The 23,264-nt window shown below is 55.9% G+C and carries 19 protein-coding genes; all 19 read right to left on the bottom strand.

The window, feature by feature from the left end:
- Nucleotides 1–34: 34 nt before the first annotated feature.
- The 19 genes from rpsA to WCS52_09850 all read right to left on the bottom strand — a co-directional run bounded on the left by rpsA (nt 35) and on the right by WCS52_09850 (nt 23,244).
- Nucleotides 35–1,732 (bottom strand): 30S ribosomal protein S1, encoded by a 1,698-nt coding sequence (gene rpsA / locus WCS52_09940; GenBank protein ID MEI6167504.1) that lies wholly within the window; start codon nt 1,730–1,732, stop codon nt 35–37.
- Nucleotides 1,733–2,312: 580 nt separating this feature from the next.
- The gene (ppk2, locus tag WCS52_09935) at nt 2,313–3,122 is read right to left on the bottom strand and encodes a polyphosphate kinase 2 (protein ID MEI6167503.1); all 810 of its coding nucleotides are present in this window, start codon (nt 3,120–3,122) and stop codon (nt 2,313–2,315) included.
- Nucleotides 3,123–3,310: 188 nt separating this feature from the next.
- Nucleotides 3,311–3,820, bottom strand: coding sequence for a DUF6036 family nucleotidyltransferase (locus WCS52_09930; GenBank protein MEI6167502.1), 510 nt, complete (start codon nt 3,818–3,820; stop codon nt 3,311–3,313).
- Nucleotides 3,801–4,124 carry a hypothetical protein gene (locus tag WCS52_09925; protein ID MEI6167501.1) on the bottom strand — a complete coding sequence of 108 codons (324 nt, stop codon included), beginning with the start codon at nt 4,122–4,124 and terminating at the stop codon, nt 3,801–3,803. Before WCS52_09925 ends, WCS52_09930 begins: the two co-directional genes overlap by 20 nt.
- A gap of 493 nt (nt 4,125–4,617) precedes the next feature.
- Complete coding sequence (locus WCS52_09920) at nt 4,618–5,805, bottom strand: type II toxin-antitoxin system HipA family toxin (GenBank protein ID MEI6167500.1); 1,188 nt, start codon at nt 5,803–5,805, stop codon at nt 4,618–4,620.
- A gap of 1,343 nt (nt 5,806–7,148) precedes the next feature.
- Nucleotides 7,149–8,294 (bottom strand): AI-2E family transporter, encoded by a 1,146-nt coding sequence (locus WCS52_09915; protein ID MEI6167499.1) that lies wholly within the window; start codon nt 8,292–8,294, stop codon nt 7,149–7,151.
- A gap of 34 nt (nt 8,295–8,328) precedes the next feature.
- Nucleotides 8,329–8,907 (bottom strand): outer membrane beta-barrel protein, encoded by a 579-nt coding sequence (locus WCS52_09910; protein ID MEI6167498.1) that lies wholly within the window; start codon nt 8,905–8,907, stop codon nt 8,329–8,331.
- Between the two features lie 123 nt (nt 8,908–9,030).
- Nucleotides 9,031–10,917, bottom strand: coding sequence for an alpha/beta hydrolase (locus WCS52_09905; GenBank protein MEI6167497.1), 1,887 nt, complete (start codon nt 10,915–10,917; stop codon nt 9,031–9,033).
- Between the two features lies 1 nt (nt 10,918).
- Nucleotides 10,919–11,965 (bottom strand): DUF4105 domain-containing protein, encoded by a 1,047-nt coding sequence (locus WCS52_09900; GenBank protein ID MEI6167496.1) that lies wholly within the window; start codon nt 11,963–11,965, stop codon nt 10,919–10,921.
- A gap of 57 nt (nt 11,966–12,022) precedes the next feature.
- Nucleotides 12,023–13,354 (bottom strand): porin, encoded by a 1,332-nt coding sequence (locus WCS52_09895; GenBank protein MEI6167495.1) that lies wholly within the window; start codon nt 13,352–13,354, stop codon nt 12,023–12,025.
- 63 nt (nt 13,355–13,417) lie between these two features.
- The gene (locus WCS52_09890) at nt 13,418–13,945 is read right to left on the bottom strand and encodes a hypothetical protein (protein MEI6167494.1); all 528 of its coding nucleotides are present in this window, start codon (nt 13,943–13,945) and stop codon (nt 13,418–13,420) included.
- A 15-nt stretch (nt 13,946–13,960) separates the two neighbouring features.
- Nucleotides 13,961–14,746 carry a hypothetical protein gene (locus tag WCS52_09885; protein MEI6167493.1) on the bottom strand — a complete coding sequence of 262 codons (786 nt, stop codon included), beginning with the start codon at nt 14,744–14,746 and terminating at the stop codon, nt 13,961–13,963.
- Between the two features lie 83 nt (nt 14,747–14,829).
- Nucleotides 14,830–15,585, bottom strand: a complete 756-nt coding sequence (locus WCS52_09880; protein MEI6167492.1) for a hypothetical protein — start codon at nt 15,583–15,585, stop codon at nt 14,830–14,832.
- A gap of 107 nt (nt 15,586–15,692) precedes the next feature.
- A complete protein-coding gene (locus tag WCS52_09875; protein MEI6167491.1) occupies nt 15,693–16,406 on the bottom strand; it encodes a DUF3313 domain-containing protein in 714 nt (237 codons plus the stop codon).
- Between the two features lie 44 nt (nt 16,407–16,450).
- Nucleotides 16,451–16,921, bottom strand: a complete 471-nt coding sequence (locus WCS52_09870) for a hypothetical protein (protein ID MEI6167490.1) — start codon at nt 16,919–16,921, stop codon at nt 16,451–16,453.
- A gap of 107 nt (nt 16,922–17,028) precedes the next feature.
- Complete coding sequence (locus WCS52_09865) at nt 17,029–18,195, bottom strand: hypothetical protein (protein ID MEI6167489.1); 1,167 nt, start codon at nt 18,193–18,195, stop codon at nt 17,029–17,031.
- A 57-nt stretch (nt 18,196–18,252) separates the two neighbouring features.
- A complete protein-coding gene (locus tag WCS52_09860; protein MEI6167488.1) occupies nt 18,253–19,032 on the bottom strand; it encodes a transporter in 780 nt (259 codons plus the stop codon).
- A gap of 63 nt (nt 19,033–19,095) precedes the next feature.
- On the bottom strand, nt 19,096–20,739 hold the full coding sequence (locus WCS52_09855; GenBank protein MEI6167487.1) for a sulfatase-like hydrolase/transferase: 1,644 nt from the start codon (nt 20,737–20,739) through the stop codon (nt 19,096–19,098).
- A gap of 129 nt (nt 20,740–20,868) precedes the next feature.
- Nucleotides 20,869–23,244: an arylsulfatase gene (locus WCS52_09850; GenBank protein ID MEI6167486.1), complete on the bottom strand. Its 2,376-nt coding sequence runs from the start codon at nt 23,242–23,244 to the stop codon at nt 20,869–20,871.
- Nucleotides 23,245–23,264 lie beyond the last annotated feature (20 nt).

Genomic DNA, 23,264 nt, shown 5'->3' with positions numbered 1-23,264 from the left:
GCGCCTCGTCACTTCTTTACTTAAGACAGGTCTGTTACTTGTCTCTGCCGCCGGATTTCTCACCCGGGCGCCATTCCTCATCACGCGCGCCAAAGGCGGCGTCGAAGGCACCGGCCAGATCAACCAGATCCTCACCCGGGCGAAGCCCTTCGAGCATCTCGTCTTTCACGACAAAGTCTTCATCAGACACGCTCGCCGCCTTGATGCTCAGGCCGATCTTGCGATCCACCTGGTCAATACGGACGATACGGGCTTCCACTTCCTGGCCGACCTTGAGCACATCCTTCACCTTCTCAACGCGATCATCGCTGATCTGTGAGATATGAACGAGTCCGTCAATGCCTTCCTCGATCTCCACGAAGGCGCCGAAGGACGCCAGCTTGGTGACCTTACCCTTGACCATCTGGCCAATTTTAAGGCGGGCGGCAATCGTCGACCACGGATCTTCCTGCGCCTGCTTGAGACCGAGGCTGATGCGTTGGTTGTCGGGATCGACTTCCAGCACCACGGCCGCCACTTCCTCGCCCTTCTTCAGGACTTCGGAGGGGTGGTTGATCTTGCGGGTCCAGGACATATCCGAGACGTGCACCATTCCATCAATGCCCTCTTCGAGTTCCACGAAGGCACCATAGGAGGTCAGGTTGCGCACCTTGCCGCTGACGCGGGCACCGATCGGATAACGCATCCGGACGCCATCCCAGGGATTCTCCTCGGTCTGACGGATACCCAGTGCGATCTTCTGCTCCTCGCGGTTGACGTTGAGCACCACGACATCGACTTCCTGTCCCACGGTGAGGACATCGGACGCGCGGGCAATCCGCTTGGTCCAGGAAATTTCGGAGACGTGGACCAGGCCTTCGACGCCCTGTTCGATTTCGACGAACGCGCCATAAGGAACCAGGTTGACCACTTTGCCACGCAGACGGCTGCCCACGGGATACTTCGCCTGGATGTTCTCCCAGGGGTTGTTGCTCCGCTGCTTCAAGCCGAGTGAAACGCGTTCCTTCTCCAGATTGACATCCAGGATGACGACTTCGAGCTCATCGCCCACCTTGACCAGTTCGGTCGGGTGGTTGATGCGGCCCCAGCTCATATCGGTGATATGCAGCAAGCCGTCCATACCGTCGAGATCGACGAACACACCGAAGTCGGTGATGTTCTTGACCGAGCCCTTGCGGACCTGGCCGACCTTGATCTCGGTCAGCAATTCGCGTTTGCGGTCGCGGCGACGGTCTTCCATCAGCTCGCGGCGCGACAACACGATGTTGCGGCGATCGTCATTGATCTTGATAATCTTGAATTCGAGTGTCTTGCCGACGAGGGCATCCGGATCATGAACCGGGGTGACATCCACCTGTGAACCGGGGAGGAAGGATTCCACGCCGCCCACATCCACGATGAATCCGCCCTTGACGCGACTACGGACATCACCATTGACGATGCTGCCTTCCTTGTAGGTATCCAGGACCTGGTTCCAGTGTTCCTGCTGTTCGGCCCGGCTCTTGCTGAGCATGACCATACCTTCGTCATCTTCAATGCCCTCGAGCAGGACATTAAACACATCACCGGGTTGGACCGCGGTGATATCCGGGAATTCACTCGCGTGAATCATACCCTCGGATTTGTACCCGATGTCCACAAGGACTCCATCCCCGCGGACTTCCAGGACTTTGCCAGGAATAATCGATCCCTCGGTGAATGTTTTCAGGGTTTCTTCGTACATCTGAGACATCTGAACCCGGGCGGCGTCTTCGACAACCACCGGCGCAGCGCTCTTCTTGTGCTTTTTAGCCATATCTTACTTTTCGTTGTTATTTAACTCAGTTACACGGGCCAGCGGAACCGGAGACACCCCCGGAAACCTCCACTACCCACCTACCAAGAACTGCGGATAATCCTCAATAACCCCTTGCGGCGCAAGCATAAAAAGCCGTGGGTAGACGCATCCAGGCAGGGTCTTTTGTTTTTGGCTTGCCGGGCACTGGTTTCGACAGAGCGAAACCCTCCATAAAGGATGGAAAACATGAAAATATCATGTGTTTTCACAATGGAGGGATGCGCTCCGTCGCATCCGCAGCGCCTAAAGGAGCAATGATTATGATTAAGATTACGATTAAGTAAAGAAAGCAAAGCCCCCGCCTGCCCTTCAGAAACTTACTCCTGAGGCTTATCCTTGGGGGTCTGCTCGGGATTGGTCGCCTCTAAGCGCTGCCCCAGTACAATGCAATTATAGAGTGCCCGCCCGATTTGATCACGCGTCATAAACGCATTACTCCCGGCGGCTTCATCCAGGGATAGCCCCGGGCCCGAGCTCAATACTTCTCGACCACAAACTTCCGCCCCTTCAACGAAGCAACATCGTCGTAGGCGCCCTTCATCGACCGTTTGGGCAAATCGACATTTTCATGCGGGACTTTCTTGTAGGGAATGAGGCCCAGAATATGGGAGAGGCAGTTCAGCCGGGCGCGTTTCTTGTCATCGGAGCGCAGGATGTACCAGGGCGCGTGTTTGGTATCCGTCGCTTTCAGCATCGAATCCCGCGCGCGCGAATACTCGAACCACTTGCGGCGCGAGGGCAGATCCATGGCACTGAGCTTCCACTGGCGCAACGGATCCTCCAGACGGGCTTCGAACCGGCGCTTCTGCTCCTTGTCGCCGACCTCCAGCCAGATCTTGATGAGCTGGATTCCCCCGTCCAGAATGTACTGCTCCATCTCCGGACATCGCTCAAGAAAGTGCTGGTGTTGTTCCTTGGTGCAGAACCCCATCACGAGCTCGACGCCGGCACGATTGTACCAACTGCGGTCGAATATCACCACCTCGCCTGCCGCCGGGAAATGCTTCATGTACCGCTGCATGTACATCTGGGTCTTCTCGCGGTCGGACGGCGCAGGCAACGCCACCACCCGGAACACGCGCGGGCTGACGCGTTCGGTGAGCGCCTTGATGGTACCGCCTTTACCGGCGGCATCCCGCCCCTCGAACACGATAACCACCCGCAGGCCCTTGTGTTTAACCCATTCCTGGAGCTTGCATAACTCACCTTGGAGTTTGCGGAGCTCCTTTCCGTATTTCTTGCGTTTGAGTTTATTTTCATTACCGCATGACTTCTCTTTTTTCATCGGTTTCTCCTCCAAACGACTAACAATATAATCTTAAACCCTACTGCCTGAGAACATTTCCCGCCACCCGGTCACAGCAGCAAACACTCACTTCCTGACGCTCTTCAGCACCAGATTGATCCGTGATCAACTGTAGAGAAATGGCCCCATTCCATGCGGTCGGGACTGAGTCCACCCCTCCAGGGGGCTTATTGTGGCAGACACAGATTGACATGGGCGGCCTGATCCTTTGAAAGTTCAGGAATCACCTTCTGGATCGCCGCCTGGGTCACGATGCCCAATCGTAGCAGTTGCCGGACAAAATCGAGATCCTTGGGTCTGCCTGCAAGCAATTTGCTGACCGCCAAATCCACCGGAGAAAGGCACCACCCAATGGTTCCGCCGGTATTTTCGTTTTCCACTCGCACCAGGCGTACCTTCCAACCTGACGGCAAGGTGGCTGTCTCGGGGCCAACCCCATGGGCATAATACCCAAATGTCTCATGGAACGGGGACAACTCACCAATGCACCCATCAATGAGTTCCGCTTTCCCAGGCTCCTCTGCGGGATAGAGATCCGCCTCCATAGAAGTCAGGAGTTCAAGGGGAGCATCGGGGCAGGCGCCCAGAAGCGCCTGACTTCCGATGATCACCAATTCGCGGCATCCGGAAATACTCCCGCTTGCCCGGAGAATGTGCTCAAGCTGCCTTCGGTTCATGATGAAAACGCCTGTAAATTTCCCACCGCGTACGCACGGGAAGAATCCCGCAAAAAGGACTGCTCTGGCGTAACCGCCTGCCTTCCGGCCCCTCGTCAAGAAGATGGGCTCGAATCACCGCCCAGTCACCGTCCAGAAGACGCTTCCACTCACGAAGCACCGACATCGGGGAGGAAACCAGCCATCGGTCGCAATTCGCCCGAGCCTTTTCAAGGCCTTTTTTCCCGGGATCCGTATCAATCATTTCAACAATTGCCCGGGCAAGCAAAAGACTGCGCCGATCAATATCCTCGTGGGTGTTCATGATTTCAACCTACCATGCAACCTCTGCGCTATCAACCCCAATCCCAGTATAGCAGCCGGTTGAAAATCTAACAAAAAGCTCATCGAGCTGGAGGGTCGCCTTGCTACTCTGCGAAGTCAACGGGAACTTCCTCCGCTACGAAGCACGCGCTGTGTCGCCCGTTTTTAGGTCCAAGGACGGGACGGAGCCCGTCCCTCCAGGGGGAATGGGCTTGATAGGGAATGATTTTCAACAGACGGGCCAGCCTCACACATCCCCCTTATGAAATCAAACGGACCCTGCGTTCGCCGGGGACGCCGAACGCCACCCGAGCAAATTGAAGCACTGAAACTCACGCCGCCGCTCCACCTTTTGTCTTCTAGCAAGTGATACTCAAACTGTGTTAATAGGTTTGAACACATTACACCGAAAAGTGAAAGTGATCCGCGCGACGGTCGCGTTCAACTGTTCCCCCAACCTGCCGCCGTCACGGAAAAGAAAGGATCTGTCTGATCTACTCCTGCAGATGTGAATCGATCTCCTTGAAGCGGGCGATTTCATTATCCGTAACACCGCCGCTTGCGAACGCTTCTCTCCACCCGGACACCGCAGCAAACACCTGTTCCACCACACTCTCCGAGTTACGGATGCCCCAATGTTTCCCCAACTGTCCAAGGTTTTTCCGACCGGGATAATATGGATCGAGGTCGAAAAACAGGACATGTTCACCCCGCCTCCCGACATCGGGAACAAGATCGAAAGCGGGCGAGAGGCGCCACCCCTGCTCGTGATCGTACACCATCCAGAAATTCTTCAGGTGGTCATCCGTGTTACCCATTACGGCATTAAAGACCATCTGACGGAAGAGTCGCTCTGAATCCTCCTGTGGGTTGCTGCTGTATTTGCGCACGATTCCCAATAACTCATGGTAACGCTGTTGATAATATCCACGGGCCTTCAGCAGGGTCTGAAAACTGATCATATGCCGGCGTCCGGCAGGAATAACGTCAAACCTCTGAACCAGGAGCACGGATTTTCCTGAACATGGGACGAGGCGGGTACAGGGAACCGCCAGTCCCGCCTTCGCGGCCAGATTCATGGTGGCCGCCTCGAGTTTCACCACATCCACTTGATCTTTCACGCTGGGGAACTTGGCGAGATAGTGAATGGTGCTTTCCTCGTCCACCACCACTGCTTTTGGCCGGGCACCTCCAGGCGAACTTCCTGCGTTTAATAGTATGGAGAGCTCCTTGTCTTGCATCTCGCCACGTTCAAATTTCTCGGCAGCCTCAACAAGAGCTGAAAGATAGATAACCGAGATATCACAAACAGGGGGAGGCGGCTTGGCATGATCGGTGAATGACAAAGCCCCCAGGCCTGAGTTGCCAAGGGCCAAAAGCAGTCGCGGCAGGTTCTGCTCGTGCCGGGAAATCTGGTGTTTGCGAATGAGAAGATTGCGGCCCCAGTCATCAGGGAGACTGTCTTCAAAGATACCGAAAAGACCCTGGTCAGTAGAAAATGAATCAGACTTCAGGGGGAGTGAGACCGGGTCCAGTGCGAAGGCCTCAGGCCTCTCAAGATATTCATGTTCATATCTAAACGCACTTCTTGCCCGTCCCCCTTCAGCAATTTCGCAAACCATCTCCCCAACCGGCCGATCATCCCCGTTCGAACGATCCCAAACTCTGATCCGGTAAATCAAGTGACGCTCCTTGAGGCTCTACGGCGCGACAGTGCCTTCATCTGATCATATTTGGCAAACAGATCTTCGGGCTCGGCCAGAATGGCATCCAAGTCCCCAGCATGATCCAAAACGTCAAGGACCCCCAGCCAATGCCCGATCAGGACGGATGGATTTCCCGACTCCATTTTTCGAAGCGTTGGCACGCTCACCCCAATCCGGGCAGCGAACATCGCCTGAGCTTCGTTCCGCCTTAAACGCTCATCCCGTAGTCTGGATCCAAGGTCTTTTAGTTTTAAATTATCGCGCTGCATGACATCACCAATCAACAGAAACTATTAGCTACATAATCAGTCATATTCGCTATTAATGCAAATTATAATTTCTATTAATTAGTCTTTCATTGACAGCACATATGAGACGGATGATAAGGATTCGCGCAATTTGCGAAGATCACAAAAGGATAAAGATTATTGAGGAAACGCCGACTCAGCCATCTCAATTAGATTTTTCCCAGTTGCTGGCTAACCTGCCCCGCCGTAAGGTTCCTGTCCCAGCAACAGTATGGCGTCTCGCCTTCCTTAAATTCTCGAGCAATCATGATGGCCTCGCCTTATCAACATGTTTTCTGCCAACAAGATGCCACACCTGATGAACGTCAATCAAGGAGACATGAGATTAACTTCCACCATGGCCACCGTAATATCCGCCATAATTATTGATCCACCTCCCAATGCCCGCCCTTGTCAGGGCCAACGCGGCGCAAGCGCCCCTGCTTTTGCAGTTTCTGGATGCTCCGCTCCACCGACCGTTTGGTTACCCCGATAACGGTCGCCAATTCGGGACCCGAACCCACGATCACCGAGGAACCGTTAACACCGGCCTCAAGCGCCCGAGCCGCCCCCCGACCGCGACGACGCTACCGCCGGTGTCGCCACATGATGCTCAAACAATGTTTATAGGTTTGAGCACATTACATCGGAAAACGATAGCAGGACAGAAAGCCAACCCGAAAGGCCCGTGGGCGTACACGTATGCGGGCCTTTCAACCAAGACACCAGCCACGATTTCGCGGTCCGCTTCCGGCATGGTAGCCGGAGCTGGAAGACCCGCACACACGTATGCACGGGCATTTTCGCTCGTCTTCCCCTTGGTGGCCGCCGACGTTACTACTCTTCGAAGTAGCCGACCTTCGCTACATAGTAGAGTCCTCGGTGGCGGCTTGACGACAAGTACGTCTCCCCGTTGGTGGCAGCCGACGTCCCGGCGGCGGCTTGGAGGCAAGTATGTGGAATCGTTCGCCGGGGACGTCGAACGCCACCTTGGATTGGAGGGGCTGTTTCAGATCAGGATTACCTGTTATATTATTTTTCATACTGACTATCCGACTGGATCTCCGCCGCCGGAATGCCGGCCATCGGTGTCTCAAGTGGGATGGTGTTCCATTCCAGCACCAACCGGTAGCCCACCGCCAAAAGGGTCGGCCCGAGAAAGACGCCGATAAACCCAAAGGCCAACGCACCGCCAATACAGCCAAAGAAGATCAACAGGAACGGCATGTCGCTGCCCTGGCTGATGAGCCAAGGTTTAACGAAATTATCCAAGCTGCTCACCCCCGTGCCCCAGATCAGCATGAAGATGCCCCAACCCGAGGCCCCCTGGTAAAACAGCCATAACGAGGCCGGGATCCAGATCAAGGGCGGCCCGATCGGCACGACCGACAGGAAAAAGGTCAACAGCGTGAGCATCGCCGCGCCCGGGACCCCTGCGATGGCAAAGCCAATTCCCGCCATCACGGCCTGCGCCAGCGCCGTACCCAAAATTCCATAGACCACCCCCCGCACCGTGTTGACGGCGACTTCAAGGAGATGATTCCCCCGCTGACCGGCGATCCGCGTAACGGTCGCGTTCAACTGTTCCCCCAACCTGCCGCCATCACGGAAAAGGAAGAAGGCGATCAAAATACTCAGGGCCAGTTCAAAAACCCCGAGCCCCAGCACCACCCCGCCCGTGATCAACCATCCGCTCACCGGCTCGATCAGCTGTTTAGCCGGTTCAATCAACTTGGAGGTATCTGCCGCCACCGTCCGCCAGTACTCATCCGCCTGATGCCCGATGCCCGGCACCTTGGCCAGCCACTCTGGTGGGGCCGGCGGACCGGCCTCCATCCAGCGATGTGTGACCGCCGCCAGTTCCTGGACACTGTCCGCCAGGGTGGCCCCGACCACGACGAAAGGGAGCAGGATGACGCAGATCATAGCCAATGCCATGAGCGATGCGGCGAGGGTGCGCCGTCCACCGAGGAGGTTGACCAGCCGGCGATGCAGCGGCCAGCTCGAGATCGTCAACACCACCGCCCACAGCAAGGACGAAACAAAGGGCCGCAACACCAGCAGGCAACTGCCCAAGAGCAGCGCCAAAATGATCCACCCCAGGCTCTGCTCAAATTTTGACCGCACTGGAACCTTTGGGTTCAGCGGTGTCTTCGTATTCTCATTGCCTTCGCTCATAATGAATCATTCCCGGCCCGAATCGATACCCACCTCACCAGCGGAGCATGAAGCCGGCATTGACGCAGGGGCCACCCACCGCGCCGCCCACGTAACTATCGCCCCGGGTGGCGATTTCATCTATCGAAATATACCGGTAAAGGCCTTCCACCAAAAAGGTGATCCGGGTGGCCCCTGTGACATCCGGATGCTCGCTCAACGGTACTTCGAGCCCGATGCCGGCATAAAACCCGCTTGAATCGCCAAAGCTCACATCTTGCTTCCGTCCGTCCGTATAGATCGACCCATCAATGTTGTAATAGGTGTAACCGCCCTTCACGTACACGTCGACCGGTCTCGTGCCGGTAACAAAACTCAACCCGATATCCAGCGGAATGATGTCCAGCGACGTGGTGGAATTTCCCGATTTATCCTCGAACGATTCGAACCAGGTGCTGCCAAGATCGAGCACGGCATGGGGCGCGATTTCCAATGAAATTTTAGCCCCGATGCCTCCCGCCGCATCCAGTTTGTCGGGGGCCCAATAGGATCCGCCAACCCCCCAGCCACTGTCCGCACGGGCCGTCCCAGCAAGGCCAACCAAGGCCAATAAAACTAATGCCTTTTTTTTCACGACACGCTCTCCTTTGCTGTTAATACATGTCTACCATAGTAGGGTTACTCCTGTCACTTAAGTCCTTTGAATACAAGAATTCATGTAGCCAACGCCATTATCGAATCCCGATTTTTATCGCAGTCACGGGGCAGGTTGGGAGGATGACACCCTTCCGCTTTCAACTTCCCCGACGTGCTTAAGCAAAATCCGCCGGACCTCTTCAATGGCCACCGGGGTTCCCTGACAACTGTGCCCGCTGCGCACGATCAGTTCAGACTCGACACCTGCTATATGCGCACTAGTGTATTTTACTACCCCATCCCCGCCGGCAGGAGGAATGGCATCCCCCTTAACCGCAATAATGGAATGGGCTTTGATAGAAGGTGAAACGGGAATTTCGGCCAATGCCAATATTGCGGAATTGTCCGTCGCCATGGTATCGAGACTCGTCGAGGCCAGCTTCGCATCGGGGGAGACTTTTTTAACCAGCTTCAACATCTCGGAAGTGGTTTCCAACGCTTGCTTGGGTAAATCCAGGAAACGACGCGCCAACTTCCTGACAAAATCTCCAGCCTGATAACTTCCCCGGTGCGGGGTGGAGATAAAGATCACTCGCTTGACCTCCGGCAGGGGTTCAAAGACCGTAAGCTGGCGCACCATTTTTTCTTCGCCAGGCGAGAGCTTGAGATCAGCCAGTAACTTGCCTGTCACCGCCTGAACCAGCGCCTCACCCGTGTGCGTAGCCGTCAACTTCGTCAGCAACCCACCTTGACTATGGCCGATGACGACCATCTGCCGGAGCATCGGGTCTTTACCCTCAGGGTCCAATGTTTTGACCAGGGATTCGATGGAATCCCGGAGATGTACGGCAGATTGCCCGACAGGTTTGGCACTGTCGTATAGATAGAACCAGAATTGATATTTTTCGCGCAGTTTCGGATCACCCATCAGGGTGTTCCACATTTCGGCCCACCAGACAGGACTACTCATAGTGCCATGTACAAATAAAACGGGAATCTTCCCTGCCTGATAAGGTTGCACGGGATAAATGCCGGGCGCGATCGGCGCTTTGCCAAGGCGGAATAACAGCTTCTCAATTTGCCAGTAGGCCGGATTGTTCAGGGTATAGGCAATTTGCGTGGTCAGGTCCTGTTCGAGGGGAACCCGGGTGCCATCCACGTCAACATGGTCACGGACAAAAGCAGAAAAAAGCTCCACCTTCCCCCGAAGTTTCCCCGCCTCCATATCAGCCAGAGTCCCCTCTATGCGCAGAAACACTGTGGCCGACGAGCTTTTAGAAACGGTCGTATCCACGGTCTTTGGGCTTACGATCACGATAGGTGAACCCAATCCCGCATTACGATTGCGAACCGAAAGTCCATGAATCTGAAAACGATCCGCCGACACATAGGTTTCATTTTCCCTCAAGGGCAAATCAAAATCAGAACCCGTCCCACGGCGAATCACGATGCTGCCCACCGGCAAAAGCCATTCATGATCTCCGGAACCGCTCTTGCCTTCGCGGAGAGCAATGATAATACCGAGACTCCGGTTATAGAAATCGCAAGCCAGGCGGTATCGGCGGTCGTAGGCATCAGGTGGCGCTTCCTCCCCCCTCCCTAAAAGAAACAGGTAGGCGTAAACCGCCGATGCGGCGAAGAAGTTCTCCGGTTTCAAAACCCGTCCCGACACCTTGATGGTGCGATCCTCCTTGCCCAGCAGGAACGAGAGTTCTGATAACGCAAAAAGCGTATCTCGGCGAGAGTCGTTGACCGCGATCTGATGCAATTGGATCAGGCAGCGGGCAGATGACTTAGCCTGAAGCGCCTCCAAGTTATGGCGATGCAGAACCGCGGCCGTTGCCGTGGTGTAATCCGACGAATTGAGCGCGCTCCGGTCAATCTGATCATACGCGTCATTCCGTCCCAACGAAGTCACACCAACCGGTGTCGCACAGCCGCCAGCCATTAAAAGAACCAGCCCTGCCAGGCAGGCTAACCATCGTTTTCCAAGTTGTGATGCTTTCATATTATTGTCCTTTTCCCGGATTCCACTCCATACCCGGCATGCCCTCGCGAATTTGCGCGGAAAAATCCGGAGAACTTCCCGCCGCTCGTGCGCGGTCATTGATCCGGCTCCGCCGCTTCAATTCTTCAAACGGCAACGACGTGTCAAGTGCCCCCGTGGTATAGGCATGGTCAGCCGCGAACCCATTCAGGATAACCGACCAGTGCAGATCCGCCCGGCCATTCGCCGCGTGTTTTTTAAGGATGCGGAATCCACTCGTCATGCAATTATCAGTGAGCGCGTTGTACCACTCCGCCTTCTCGTGCAGCTCATTCATGCGGTTCATATAATCCAGGAATGCCGCGCGAATCTGGCTGCGATTCACAACCCTCACGCGATACAGGTAGACATCCTCGCCCTCGCGGAAATTTGTCCGCAGCCCAACTACATCGCGCTCGTCTGCGGCAATATACATCAATTCATATTGCCGGAAAAACCCCTTAAGCGCGGAGTAGTTCTCGCCGATTTCCTTGCGCGTCTCGATGGAGACACAAAGGTAGTCGCCCCCTTCAAACCCGAAACTCAGCATCGTGTGCGCAATGTATTTCAGACCCCAGTCGGAAAACATGATATCGACACTTTTCAAGCGGGACAGGTCATACGTGCGCGTTTCATACTGTACCATGAAGTTTGTTTCATTAAGATAGGCGCAGTTCCGGACATTGTGCAACACCACCTTATCACCGCTGATATCCGCATAAGGCGCTCGCTCCACGTCCGGCAACCATGGCCGGTTGTTGGACGGACGCATGAGAAAAAAGCAGACCAGGGAGAAGGCGAAAAGACCGCCAACAGCCAACAGGGCGCGGCGAGTGGAAAACAGAAATAGCGACGCCACACTTCCCGCGGCAACCAGTCCCGCCAAGGCCATGCCTATCACCCCCGGCCAACTGCCAAACACAAACACCAACAAGCTCCACACGACAAACGGGGCGAGCACCAGGATTAAAAAGAATCTCGCCATAACCCGCCGCCACAATGCCTTGTCATTTTGTTCACTGACTTTCATGCTCACACATCTTTCGCTTTTCCACGGCCTTCTACTGACTGCACCGCCAACTCAACATCAAAACTCGTACTGAACCCGGCCTTCTAAAATTCTCAGCCCGCCATCCTGTTCGCTTTCCGCCACCCGGCCAAAAGCGTAATCCAACATGACCTTCAGCCGGGAGGTCAGATATCCATTCACCCCGAAAGTTGTGATATTCATCACCCCTCCCTGCACGGCAGCATCGTTCAGATCCAGGTACGAGAAACGCGAGACCACTTCCCAGGCGCCAAATTGCCGCTCACGAAACGAAAACGGGGCTTTCGGCGTCGGCTTGACCAGACACCCGAGCGTTCTGTTATAGAGGTGGCTTTCCCCGGTAAAGATCCAACTTCCGGCCACATATCCGCCCCAGAAATTGAGGCCATCACTCTGCTGGCTCACACGTGCATCCAGCAACTCTGACTGCAAACACCACGGGCCATCAACCCATGCACACTCCATCCCAACGGACGTTGACTCCTCAGCATTGAGTTCCCCTGTATCCACCAACCGGGGCGCAAAATAACTTTCCGGCCTGGATCGATACCGGATATTTTTATCGACCGAGTAGAGAACCTGTGCACTGGTCCCCAGATGGAGCAGCTTGGTCTCCCCGTTTTGCTCCTCAACCCACGGCAGCCAGGTCACGCGCCCAATGGCACGTGTAGGGCTCTTGGACGACTCGGCAATGTCGTTTTGCCCCCCATCTGCGAACCACCCAAGGGCCCAAGTCGAATCTCTTTCCTTGGCCATTCCTCCCGCCTGAAGCCCATACATGATTCCCGGCCCAAATGCTTCCACGGGAGAGGCCCGCTCCAGGAAAAGCGTATCCCCGCTGCCGGCATAGCCTTCCATCGTCATCGGCGCCTTAAAATGACCCACCTTCACCGTTTTGGCGAAGGGGATATCCCATAACCACAAATACGCTTCGCGAATATAGAATTGATCATCGGCCATTTCGGCCTCCGCCTTGTAGGAAATAGGTACGCCGAAAAAGAACCCTCCACTGGTATACAGCCTGGCTCGACGGATACCATCGTCGTCAGAGATGTCCTCCATTCCTTTGTCAGTATGGTAAGCCGCTGCGTCATATTGGCCCTTAAAACCAATTTTCCCGTGCCAGACCTCCACGTCACTGTCCGGATGACGCTCCTTCAAGCGGCTCACCCGCCCGCTTCCGCCCAGTTCATATTGCAGGCCGTTTTCCCACTTCAAGCCCCAGATCAGGTTGTCACCGAATCGGGGCGCGGTTTGCGCCTGTTCGATTGAGTTGGTCAAAACGGGCAGGGCTTCGGGAACCTCTACGGCGAACGCTCCCACTCCTGCCAGACAGGATAAAACCAACGTTATCCAAACAAAATTGTTCAATGTGCAGATCATTAGATTGCTAAACAGGGTACCGGGATCGAACCTGCCTCTTCTGCCCCCTGCCTACTGCCCGCTGATTTTTTCCTTTGCCGGAACCAAGGGCAGGATTCCCGCCAGTTGCACACGCATCACCAAATCGAGGCGATTCTCAATTTGAGCCAACCGGAGCGCCTTCGCGGCGGGTATCGTCTTGGCAAGTTTCTTCAGGTATTTCACCTTGGTATCCGTATACTCCCTTTCAAGAGCGACGTAGTCCTTAAACATCTGTTCAGCCTTTTTCTGCGGCACGATCGGATACGTATCCGCATATTCCAGAACCAGCTTGACCAAACCGTCATGGGTTCCATCCATGGCCGCCCGGTATTCGCGGTAGAGGGGCCAGAAAGCCGTACCTTCCGCCTCGGTTAGCTGCATCGCTTCCGCAACAACCGCCGTTCGATCCAGTTTGAGCGACTCCCTCATGACTGCTATTTCATCCATGACACTCTGGGCGCCCACACGGGGCACGGATACAACCGCCATTACGCCTGTAATAAACAACGCGCTGGCAACATGAACAGAAAAGCCCGCTTTTAAAAATTTCAAATGCATAATTTACCTCCCGTATCAGGGCGTGATGTTAAGGGTGACAGTTTGCTGGATCTCAAATTCAAGCAGTGTACCCGGTGACACAACAATGGGCTGGCCCGGCTTCAACCCGGAAGCGAGCGCTCCAATCGCGGCGCCTTTACCCGCGCTGTCGCTACCGCCGGAAAGCGCACCGATGGCCGCCCCCGCAAGGGCACCTTTCGCGGTCTTGCCCAATGACTGGGAGCCCGTCTGTGCGAAGGGTCCAGTAATGATCGGCACGAGCTTTCCACCCACGGTCAATTCACTCAGACGCAGGTCCAACACACTCTTACCGGCAAACCGCCCGGCCTGACTTGCCTTTTCAACGCAGCCATAAACCTTGGTGCCCGCCTTGGCGACCATGATATTGTTCACGACCAGATCCGTCTCGAGCACAGAGGCAAAGCGTTTGCCTTGCGGACTCTTCGATGACACGCCGTCAATCATTCGCACAAGGAGCACGGTGCGTACGGGCACAGTCACGGTATCTGACGCGGCCGCAGGAGTGGGTGCCGCCTCACTTTTTTCCGCAGGAGCAGGTGTCGCAGGGACCGGCGCCTGGGCAACGACCTCGGTAAAAGTCAACGCCAAGACCTTGCCAATTTCCACCACCTGTACATTGCCTGCGGTCTCGAATCGGATTGAGCCAGCCGTGCCGCCAACATACTTACCTGTAAGGACCCGGCCGTCTTTCAGCTCTAATACATCAGCCCACGCAGGCGCCACGGCCAACCCGCATGCCAAAACCAGTATGCAGATATTTCGAGCATCGACTTTTTTCATAAAGTAACATCCTGTGGGTTTTCAACTATACAAAACAAGGAGGTGCACCAGCCAACGGCCCGGGGCACCCCCTTCCCAAAGATTTAGAACGTCACGCCAATACCGGCGATTACACCGGCCAGGGCGATATTCATCTCGTTGTCCGAGTTGTGATTTCCCTTGAACTTGTAACCAACACGGCGATACCCAAGTCGCGCGGCAATATTCGGGGTAATCTGGTACTGGAATTGCGGCTGCAATTCATAGACCAGATCCGAATCACCACCGGCGCCAATCCCGAGCGTCGGGTTGAATCTTAACCCGTTGATTTTCGACGGGAAGATCGGAATGCTCGGACGGACAAGGAAGATCGGATCCACAATGTCGTTGTCCTTGCTGAAGGATCCCTTGTGATTGATCGTGAGGTCGGTCTCCATGTGGAGTTCACGTACGCCGACTAACAGATCAAACGTCTGGCCTTCCATCCAGCCATCCACCTGATAACCCGCGGCTACTTCGCCAAGGAGCATCTTCGTATCGAGCGATCCGCCCTTGGGCTGGCTGTCCGCGTCCATATTATCGGTGCTCATCGAGAAGTAGTCCACCTGGCCCCATAACAGATACCGGTCATACTGTACCGTACCCAGCAGTGACCCGGCCATACCCACCGCGTCGATCAGGTCGGTAAACGACTTGTCAAACTCCGCCTTATGCCCGTTCACGGTCACGTCGCCTTCCATCCCGGCCAACCACGCATAAGGAGTAACCTCGAATTTCCAGCCTTCCGGTTCGGCCGCATATCCTGAAGATAACCCCACCAGTAACACCGCCGTCATCATTCCAACTGTTTTTGCCTTCATACTGCCTTTTCCTTTCTTTACTTACTGTACTCGTTCGAGGCGTGCCTCACACTCATGAGGCACACCACGCCAATTCGCTCATCCCATTACCATTCCCGGATCACCGGTCAACGCGCGCCTTGCTTCCGATGTTCGCGCAACTCTTGCTGCACTTGTTCCGCCCAGAAGTCAAAAGCGCCCTGTGACGCACGCCACTTATTGAACTTGTCGAACTTACCCGTATATTTCTGGCCGACCCGCGCATCTACGGCGGCAAACAAGCGTTCCCCGCTCACCGAATCCACGGCCTGGCACTCCCCGCCCACCGATCCCGTCGCCGAAGGCGATCCGGTGGCCAATTGCTTCAGCGCACTGAGGGCGGCACCGGGAGGAGCGATCGACGAAACGACGTCTAAAACGACCATGGAACCACGCGCCTCTGTAATGGCGAGTTGAAGTTTCATCACGCCAGGTCCCGGCACGTCCACGAAGGTATAATCGGCCTTCAAGTGCTCCCGCATGGTGGCATCCAGATAGTTCACTAAACTCTGCAAATCTTCCCGGGGGATCTTGGCAATCTTACTGTCTTTACCCGCGTAGACTTGCACCGGCATCATAAGGATCTTGTCGTATTTCGCGAAATTCACCTTCGGGTTTACATACCTCAGAAGGGACTCGCCTTCAGCACCCTTGGTCAGTTGCGAGTAATCCCCCAAAAACCCGGAGGGGGTCGCCTTTCGCGCCTGCATTGTCGACCCGCATCCACTCACCAGCCCGGCGATCACCACAATTCCCAATGCTGCACTCACTTGAAACTTTCGGCTATATTGAAACGTCTTCATCTTACAACCCCTTTCCTTTACTGTTTTGTTTACCACTCTGACCATCATGGCTTGACGATGGTCACGTCCGTCATTCGCCGCATCACTTCATTCATCATCTCACGATACGGGCCACTTCTAGGACTCTGCAATCGTATCGCATCCTCATACGAGGTGCCCGGATCCCTTACAATATACGCGGTACACTGCACCCGACAGGCCGCGCCGCCCAAATCAACCACCTGGGCCCTGACCCGATTCACCACTGGACTCCCGCCTATGGCATAGGCCGTCTGATCCCACTGACTCCCTTCCCGTTCAAATATCAAGTTTTCACCCGTCACAATCGTCTTGTAGCCATGACTCTCAAAAACCTTAATCGTGGTCGCGATGACCTCCCGCGGCTCGTACCCCCCGATTGTCACCGAGGCAAAGCTGGCTGACGCCGGCCCCATCATCGACTGACAGCCTGAACCTCCCACCCACAAAACGCTGGCGGCACCTATCCACAGCATCCTTCTGACAATCTCTTTCATGCTTTACTCCATGGTCACAGTTCACCATCCACATCATTTCCCTCGCACCCGCGCGGGAGCGCCTCTCACGCCAGGTCAGCCCCCCCGCCCCACCTCCCTCTTCCCTTCTACAACCCCGTCAGTGTCTGAAACATCTTCGCCATAAGATCAGCCAGCGGATACTTCAGGAAAATCAGGGGTACTAGCGGGATGATCGCACAAACTGCCAATACGTTTGCGAGTCTGGGGCTGGCGGGCACACAGCGCATGCCGCGCACAATCGAGACGCTATTGTTCAAATCAGCAAGTGACTGCAAATCCCCCGTACCCAGCTGGGATTCTCCGGTCGCGGCCTCATCCCGGATCCACTTTTTGTCAAACGCGCTCACATAACGGAATGCCATGCCCATGTACTCGCTCCATCCTGTAATCCGGCATTCCCAGAGTTTCGGGATGAAAACAAGAAGCGGCCCGATAAACAACCCCAGTACCAGAACGAGAACCATCGGAATTAGCAGGTACAGGGTTTCAAAATTCATCCTTCCGGAAACGATGTCTTCCGCAAAGGAGGCGGCCATTACGGCCGAAATAGCAAAAGCCAGCGCCCCGAAATGCTCTTGAACAATCTCCAGATATCCCAGCCCAGCCGCACCGTCGGGATGGGTTGGGACAAGATGAAGGTCAAGACTCTTCACCTTCCAAAGGAAATAGCACCAGAGCCCGAGATGCCACAACCAGCGGAGCATCAGAAACCTGAAAAGCGGTATGCAGAACCACATATACCAACCAAGCACCGGACTCACTCGCCCCCCGGTCTCAGCCATGAGCATCTCCCAGTTCCCTGTTTTCCCCGGAAGATTCAAGAATGGAGTGATCAGGGCAAAGACCACCACCACCACCAGGAAACAAATCTCCATTACCCACGGATCTCTCATGCGCCCGACACGCCGGATGGCTCCATCCAACGCCAAACGTTCTGATTCCGGGACCACGCCAGATCGCACGATGTCACGGGTAAATTCCGCCATCCGGGGCGCCACCCATGTTTCGCACAGGAAAAACAAAGGGATGGCCACCAGGAACCGGATATGAATGCCGATCACGTTCAAAGAAAACGCTCTGTCCCCCAGACCCTGTAAAAGTACAAGTAGTGCAATAACGCCCCACGCCAGCAGGCCAAGGGCCACGCCCAACCCAAACGAGTTACTTCCCCGTACCAGGCCCAGGCGGCGGCCCAGCCGCTGCAAAGGCCCTCCGAAGAGGGAAAATTCCTGCATATTTATATCTGCTTTCATCCCCTCAATACCTTTCTTCATTTGACCGATCTCAAGCCGCGCGGGCAGCGTTTAACTTCATTTCGGAAATAAGAACGTCAACTGCGCCCGTGCGCCCCACCCCTCCGGCCCATTATCCGGCGAATCGACCCAGTATCGCGCGCCCAGAGAGAGCTGCATGATCTGGGCCCCGATCTTGAACAATTGCGATACTGTCGCATTCACCGGGACGGACCAGGCCTCGTTTTCCCAGTCGTAAGCTGACTCAGTGTTCAAACCGAGCGTGGTCTTGGTCTTTGTAATGTAGCTGATGAACGGCTGCAGGAAGGTCATATTCACATCAGCCCTCTCATCCTCTCCGGCGACAGACCAAATGTGATTGGCGAGCACGCCGAATGTCCAAGGCCCCACCTGCTTCAACGCCACCGCCGTCGGTCCCACCCCCCATTTTTCACCGCCAAGTAGTTCGTCAGTCGCCGTCGGCAACAGCTCGACGGGACCCACGCCCCATATCCAGCCCCCTGCGGTGGGCGCCTTCGGGGAGAAGAACTGGCTGGCAGTGATGTCACCAAGACCCGAGGCATCCTGCCCTGCAACCGGAATGTCCTGCTGATCCATCAGTGGTACAATAGTACGCGTGATTAGATTCCATTCATCATTCAGGGTAAGCGGAATAACCGGCTGAATATTGAGCCGGCTGACGGAGCCTTTGTCATCCGGCCCGTAGTTCTCGTCGTAATTGTACTGAAACGGCACACTGATCAACGCGGCGACAGGGTTTGCCAGCTTCTTGGCCAGTTCCTCCGCCGGGTCCGGTCCCGCCTCCTGCGCCATGGCGGCTACGCCTGTCGCCGCCATCAAAACCGGCACGAGCAGCTTCCATTCATGTCGCTTCATAGTATCGCCCTTTCATTTACTTCTTTAGCACTTCTGCGAAGCCTTTTCCGGCGAGGTGAACATGGCTTTGTCCTGCCCAATCTCCTCAGCAATCAGCGCATTGAGTTTCTGGTTCATGGCCGACAGCAAGGCTTCGTCGTACTTGGGATGGGCCGGGTTGGCCAGGTTATCCATTTCCTCCGGATCCGACTGCAGGTCGTAGAGGGCGACATCGTTGTCGGCCAGAAGCTGCTTGGCCGATGCCGGCAGGTTGTAGTGCCCCATACCGAAGTAACGGACCAGTTTGTAGCGGCCGTCAAAAACGCCGCGGAACAACTCCCGCTTCTCGAGGTTCGGCACGCCAATCTCCTTGACGAGGCCTTTGAACGCCTCCATGCCGCGATGAAACTCCTGGCCGGCCTGGTGGGCGGCGGAGTCAAACACCTTGGTCGCGTTGCGGCTAAACCATTCCGCGTCGATGGTGGCGATCATATCGTAGGTCATCAGGCTCCCCTTGCCGGGTTTGGCACTGCTGCCGCGGGGCCCGACGGAAGCGGGATCGCGCACCACACCCGAGAGGTCATGGCCCTTCAGGAGCGGGTAGCGCTTCCGCCGCTCGTCCTCCGACAGGCCGGCAAACGCCAGGATCGTGGGCACCAGATCGAGATGCGATCCCACTGCATCCGTCCGGTTTCCGCCGGGGTGGCGCGGATCGGCGATCACCAGCGGCACGTTGACGGTCTCCTGAAACGCCACGCTGCCCTTCTGGCGCAGGTGATGGGCGCCGCCCTGCTCGCCGTGATCCGCCGTGAATATGACGATCGTGTTGTCCGCCTGGCCGCTCGCTTCCAGCGCATCCAGCACCGCTCCGATGGACCGGTCCACGTCGAGATGGCAGTTGAGGTAGTAGTTGACATGATTGTGCCACATGTCCCGGCGCTCCATCGGTATCCGTCCATAATAGATGTCGCACAGGTGCATGTAACTGCGGACTGCCGCTGGCTGCTTCTTCAGGTCGTCAAAGAAGGAGGCCGGCAATGTCGTCTGCCATTTCTGGCGGTAGAGCGGCGTATCGGGCGCGTCAAAGATCGGGAACATTGACTTGGACTGGACCGTCTCTTCGCCGTCGGTGTCGAAAAACATCACATCGTGGGGGTTGACGAAGTTCACGGTCATGAACCAGGGTTTGGTGGCGGCGACTTCGGAAGCACGCTTCGACAGCCAGCCGACGGCCTCATCCGCGATCTTCGGATCCTTTAAAACTCCATCCCTCGGCCCGCCTTGCACATCACCCCAATCCTGATACTCGGAGAAGCCGTAGGGCTCCATCGCTTCACGGGAACCCTTCGCTGGAAACTCCGAGAGGTGCCACTTGCCCTTGAAGACGGTGTGGTAGCCCAGATCACGCAGCATATGGCCGATGGTGGGCAAGTTTTTCGGATCGGCCTTCATGTCATCAATCCAGGCGAAATTGGTGTTGTCGAACATCCGAGTATGCGGTGCATGCCTGCCGGTGTAGATTACCGAGCGGGAAGGCGTGCACACGGTGGTGGTGCAGTGGTGGTGGTTGAACGTGACTCCCCGGGCGCGAATGCGGTCCCGGCTGGGCAAGGCTAATTCCGCCGGCATGGGCTGGTGTGAATATTCCTGATCGGTCACGATCATCAGAATGTTGGGTTGCTTGGTCATGATTCATTCTCCTTTTAAGATTAGGTCACTCGGGTTCATTTGTTACTTCCGGAACGCACTTGCGCTCCGGTTTTATGTAGTTGCGAAACTGCGGCCGACGGCCCTCTCGGGCCGACGGCCTTAATCATTCTATTGCCGTGCCATCGCGACGCGAAGGGCATCCTCCGCCGTGACCAAGTGATCCGCATTAGCCGGATCATCTGCGATCGAGAGCAGGATGCCTTTGATCTCTCCATTGAATCGGTTATCACCCGGCTTGTATTCCGGCGAAACCGGCGCTCCGCTGTCCTCACCCACATCGCAGCCGTCATCAGCGGAAAAGACAATCGCCAAGGTGGCCCCAATGTCCCCCCCACCGGCTTCTTTACCGTCAATATAGAGCTTCGCCTTGCCACCCTTACCCATACCACCGCCCGCGTAGGCGAACTCCATGCGCACCTGGTGCTCACCCGCCGGAATCGCCTTCTCCGAGCCGACGATGAAGTTTTTCAGACCGCCCCAGTTGTAGCAGTACTTGAGTTTGCCGTCCTTGGCATACAGGCTCCAGCCACCGATATTGGCTCCCTGGGAAATAATGACTCCCTCGGCACCCTTTTCCGGCACCACGATATCGGCGGTGACAGAGTGGGATTTGTTCTTCAGGTTCAGGACGCAGTTTTCCGACAGTCGTCCCATACCGCTGAACAGCATCTGATTCTTTCCTTTGATCAGGATTGGACGCCCAGCTGTATCTGGATTCATCTTCTCCACCGTCCGGTCATCGATGGGAAGCACTTTGTAACGGCAGGCCTCGATCAGCCACAGACGTTGCAATTCGTGCAGCTTCTTAGGGTTCTCCCTGGACAGATCCTTGGACTGGCTCCAGTCCTTGGTGGTGTCGTAGAGTTCCCACACATCGTCATCAAGCGCAGGAAGCTTGGCAGACAATGGAGCCCAAGGCGTCTTGTGCCTCGTCACCGCCGTCCAACCCTTGTGATAGATCCCGCGATTTCCGAACATTTCGAAGTACTGGGTCTCATGCTGTTCCGGCGCCTTCGCGTCGTTGAAGGCGTAGAGCATGCTCGTTCCCTCGATCGGATCCTGTTGAATGCCGTCCACGGAGACTGGCTGGGGAATTCCCGCAGCCTCAAGAACGGTGGGAGCCACATCAATCACATGGCTGAACTGCGACCGGACCTCGCCTTTCGCCATGATCCCCTTGGGCCATGAGACGATGGTACCATTACGTGTTCCGCCCCAGTGCGAAGCAACCTGCTTGGTCCACTGGTACGGCGTGTTCATGGCGAGCGCCCAGCCCACCGCGTAGTGGTTGTAGGACTCCGTGCCCCCGAGCTTTTCAAGACGCTCCGACAGGTACTCCGGCGTCTCAAACGACTGCAGGCCGTTAAAATAACTCATCTCATTGAAACACCCGTTAATACCGCCTTCGGCCGACGCTCCATTGTCGCCGATGATATAATAAACCAGCGTATCCTCAAAAACGCCAAGTTTCTTTAACCCATCCAGTAGCCGCCCCACTTGGTAGTCAGTGTACTCCATGTACCCCGCATAGACTTCGGCCTCGCGGCGAAGGAACGGTTTGAACGCTTCCGGCATCTTGTCCCACGACGGACACTCACTATTGGGCGCGGTCAACTGACAGTCCTGAGGCACGACCCCGAGCTTCTTCTGCCGGGCGAGGGTTTCCTCGCGCAGTTTGTCCCAGCCCTGGTCAAACTTGCCCTTATACTTGTCCGCCCACTCCTTAGGCACATGGTGAGGAGCATGGGTGGCGCCCGGGGCGAAGTAGACGAAGAACGGTTTATCCGGCGCCAGGGCTTTCTGACGGGAGATCCAGTTCATGGCCTTGTTGGTCATGTCCTCGACGAGATGGTAACCTTCCTCGGGTTTCTTATCCGGCTCGACCGGGTTCGTCCCCTCGAAGAGCGACGGATACCACTGATTCGCTTCGCCGCCAATAAAGCCATAGAAATACTCGAATCCGCCACCGCCAGTGGGCCAGGCGTCGAATGGACCGACGGGGCTTGTCTGCCAGACCGGCACTTCGTGGCATTTGCCGAACTGCGCCGTATTGTAGCCATTGAGTTTGAGCGTCTTGGCCAGCGGCGACATGGAGTTGGGGAGCACTGAGCAGTAACCCGGAGCACCGGTGGCAATCTCGGTGATACCGCCCATGCCGGCGGAATGATGATTACGTCCGGTCAGCAACGCCTGCCGCGTCGGGGAGCAGAGCGCCGTGGTATGGAAGCGATTGAACTTCAGGCCACCCGCTGCCAGTTTTTCCGCTGTGGGGGTCAGACAGGGACCGCCAAAGGCGCTGGATGATCCGAAGCCTGCGTCGTCGATTAATACGATCAGGACATTGGGAGCCCCTTTGGGTGGGCGCAACTGATCAATAGGAGGGAACTTGCTGTCCGGATCCTTCGCGTCGTACGCAATGAACTTCGGCTTTTCTGTGTTGGGCATCGGCAGGTGTGAACGGTGTTTCTTGTCTTCTGTACTCATTTCATTCTCCTTTTTTGTTA

The organism is bacterium, assembly GCA_037128595.1.
Taxonomy (GTDB): domain Bacteria; phylum Verrucomicrobiota; class Kiritimatiellia; order CAIKKV01; family CAITUY01; genus JAABPW01.
The sequence above is the reverse complement of the archived record's forward strand: the minus strand, read 5'-3'. Positions and strand labels throughout refer to the sequence as shown.

Coding starts and splice junctions, on each gene's coding strand:
- WCS52_09860 (MEI6167488.1), bottom strand. CDS start 19,032: ATGGCGGCGACAGGCGTAGCCGCCATGGCGCAGGAGGCGGGACCGGAC.
- WCS52_09870 (MEI6167490.1), bottom strand. CDS start 16,921: ATGAAAGAGATTGTCAGAAGGATGCTGTGGATAGGTGCCGCCAGCGTT.
- WCS52_09890 (MEI6167494.1), bottom strand. CDS start 13,945: ATGCATTTGAAATTTTTAAAAGCGGGCTTTTCTGTTCATGTTGCCAGC.
- WCS52_09875 (MEI6167491.1), bottom strand. CDS start 16,406: ATGAAGACGTTTCAATATAGCCGAAAGTTTCAAGTGAGTGCAGCATTG.
- WCS52_09880 (MEI6167492.1), bottom strand. CDS start 15,585: ATGAAGGCAAAAACAGTTGGAATGATGACGGCGGTGTTACTGGTGGGG.
- WCS52_09925 (MEI6167501.1), bottom strand. CDS start 4,124: ATGAACACCCACGAGGATATTGATCGGCGCAGTCTTTTGCTTGCCCGG.
- WCS52_09915 (MEI6167499.1), bottom strand. CDS start 8,294: ATGAGCGAAGGCAATGAGAATACGAAGACACCGCTGAACCCAAAGGTT.
- WCS52_09850 (MEI6167486.1), bottom strand. CDS start 23,244: ATGAGTACAGAAGACAAGAAACACCGTTCACACCTGCCGATGCCCAAC.
- WCS52_09865 (MEI6167489.1), bottom strand. CDS start 18,195: ATGAAAGCAGATATAAATATGCAGGAATTTTCCCTCTTCGGAGGGCCT.
- ppk2 (MEI6167503.1), bottom strand. CDS start 3,122: ATGAAAAAAGAGAAGTCATGCGGTAATGAAAATAAACTCAAACGCAAG.
- WCS52_09930 (MEI6167502.1), bottom strand. CDS start 3,820: ATGAACCGAAGGCAGCTTGAGCACATTCTCCGGGCAAGCGGGAGTATT.
- WCS52_09905 (MEI6167497.1), bottom strand. CDS start 10,917: ATGAAAGCATCACAACTTGGAAAACGATGGTTAGCCTGCCTGGCAGGG.
- rpsA (MEI6167504.1), bottom strand. CDS start 1,732: ATGTCTCAGATGTACGAAGAAACCCTGAAAACATTCACCGAGGGATCG.
- WCS52_09855 (MEI6167487.1), bottom strand. CDS start 20,739: ATGACCAAGCAACCCAACATTCTGATGATCGTGACCGATCAGGAATAT.
- WCS52_09900 (MEI6167496.1), bottom strand. CDS start 11,965: ATGAAAGTCAGTGAACAAAATGACAAGGCATTGTGGCGGCGGGTTATG.
- WCS52_09885 (MEI6167493.1), bottom strand. CDS start 14,746: ATGAAAAAAGTCGATGCTCGAAATATCTGCATACTGGTTTTGGCATGC.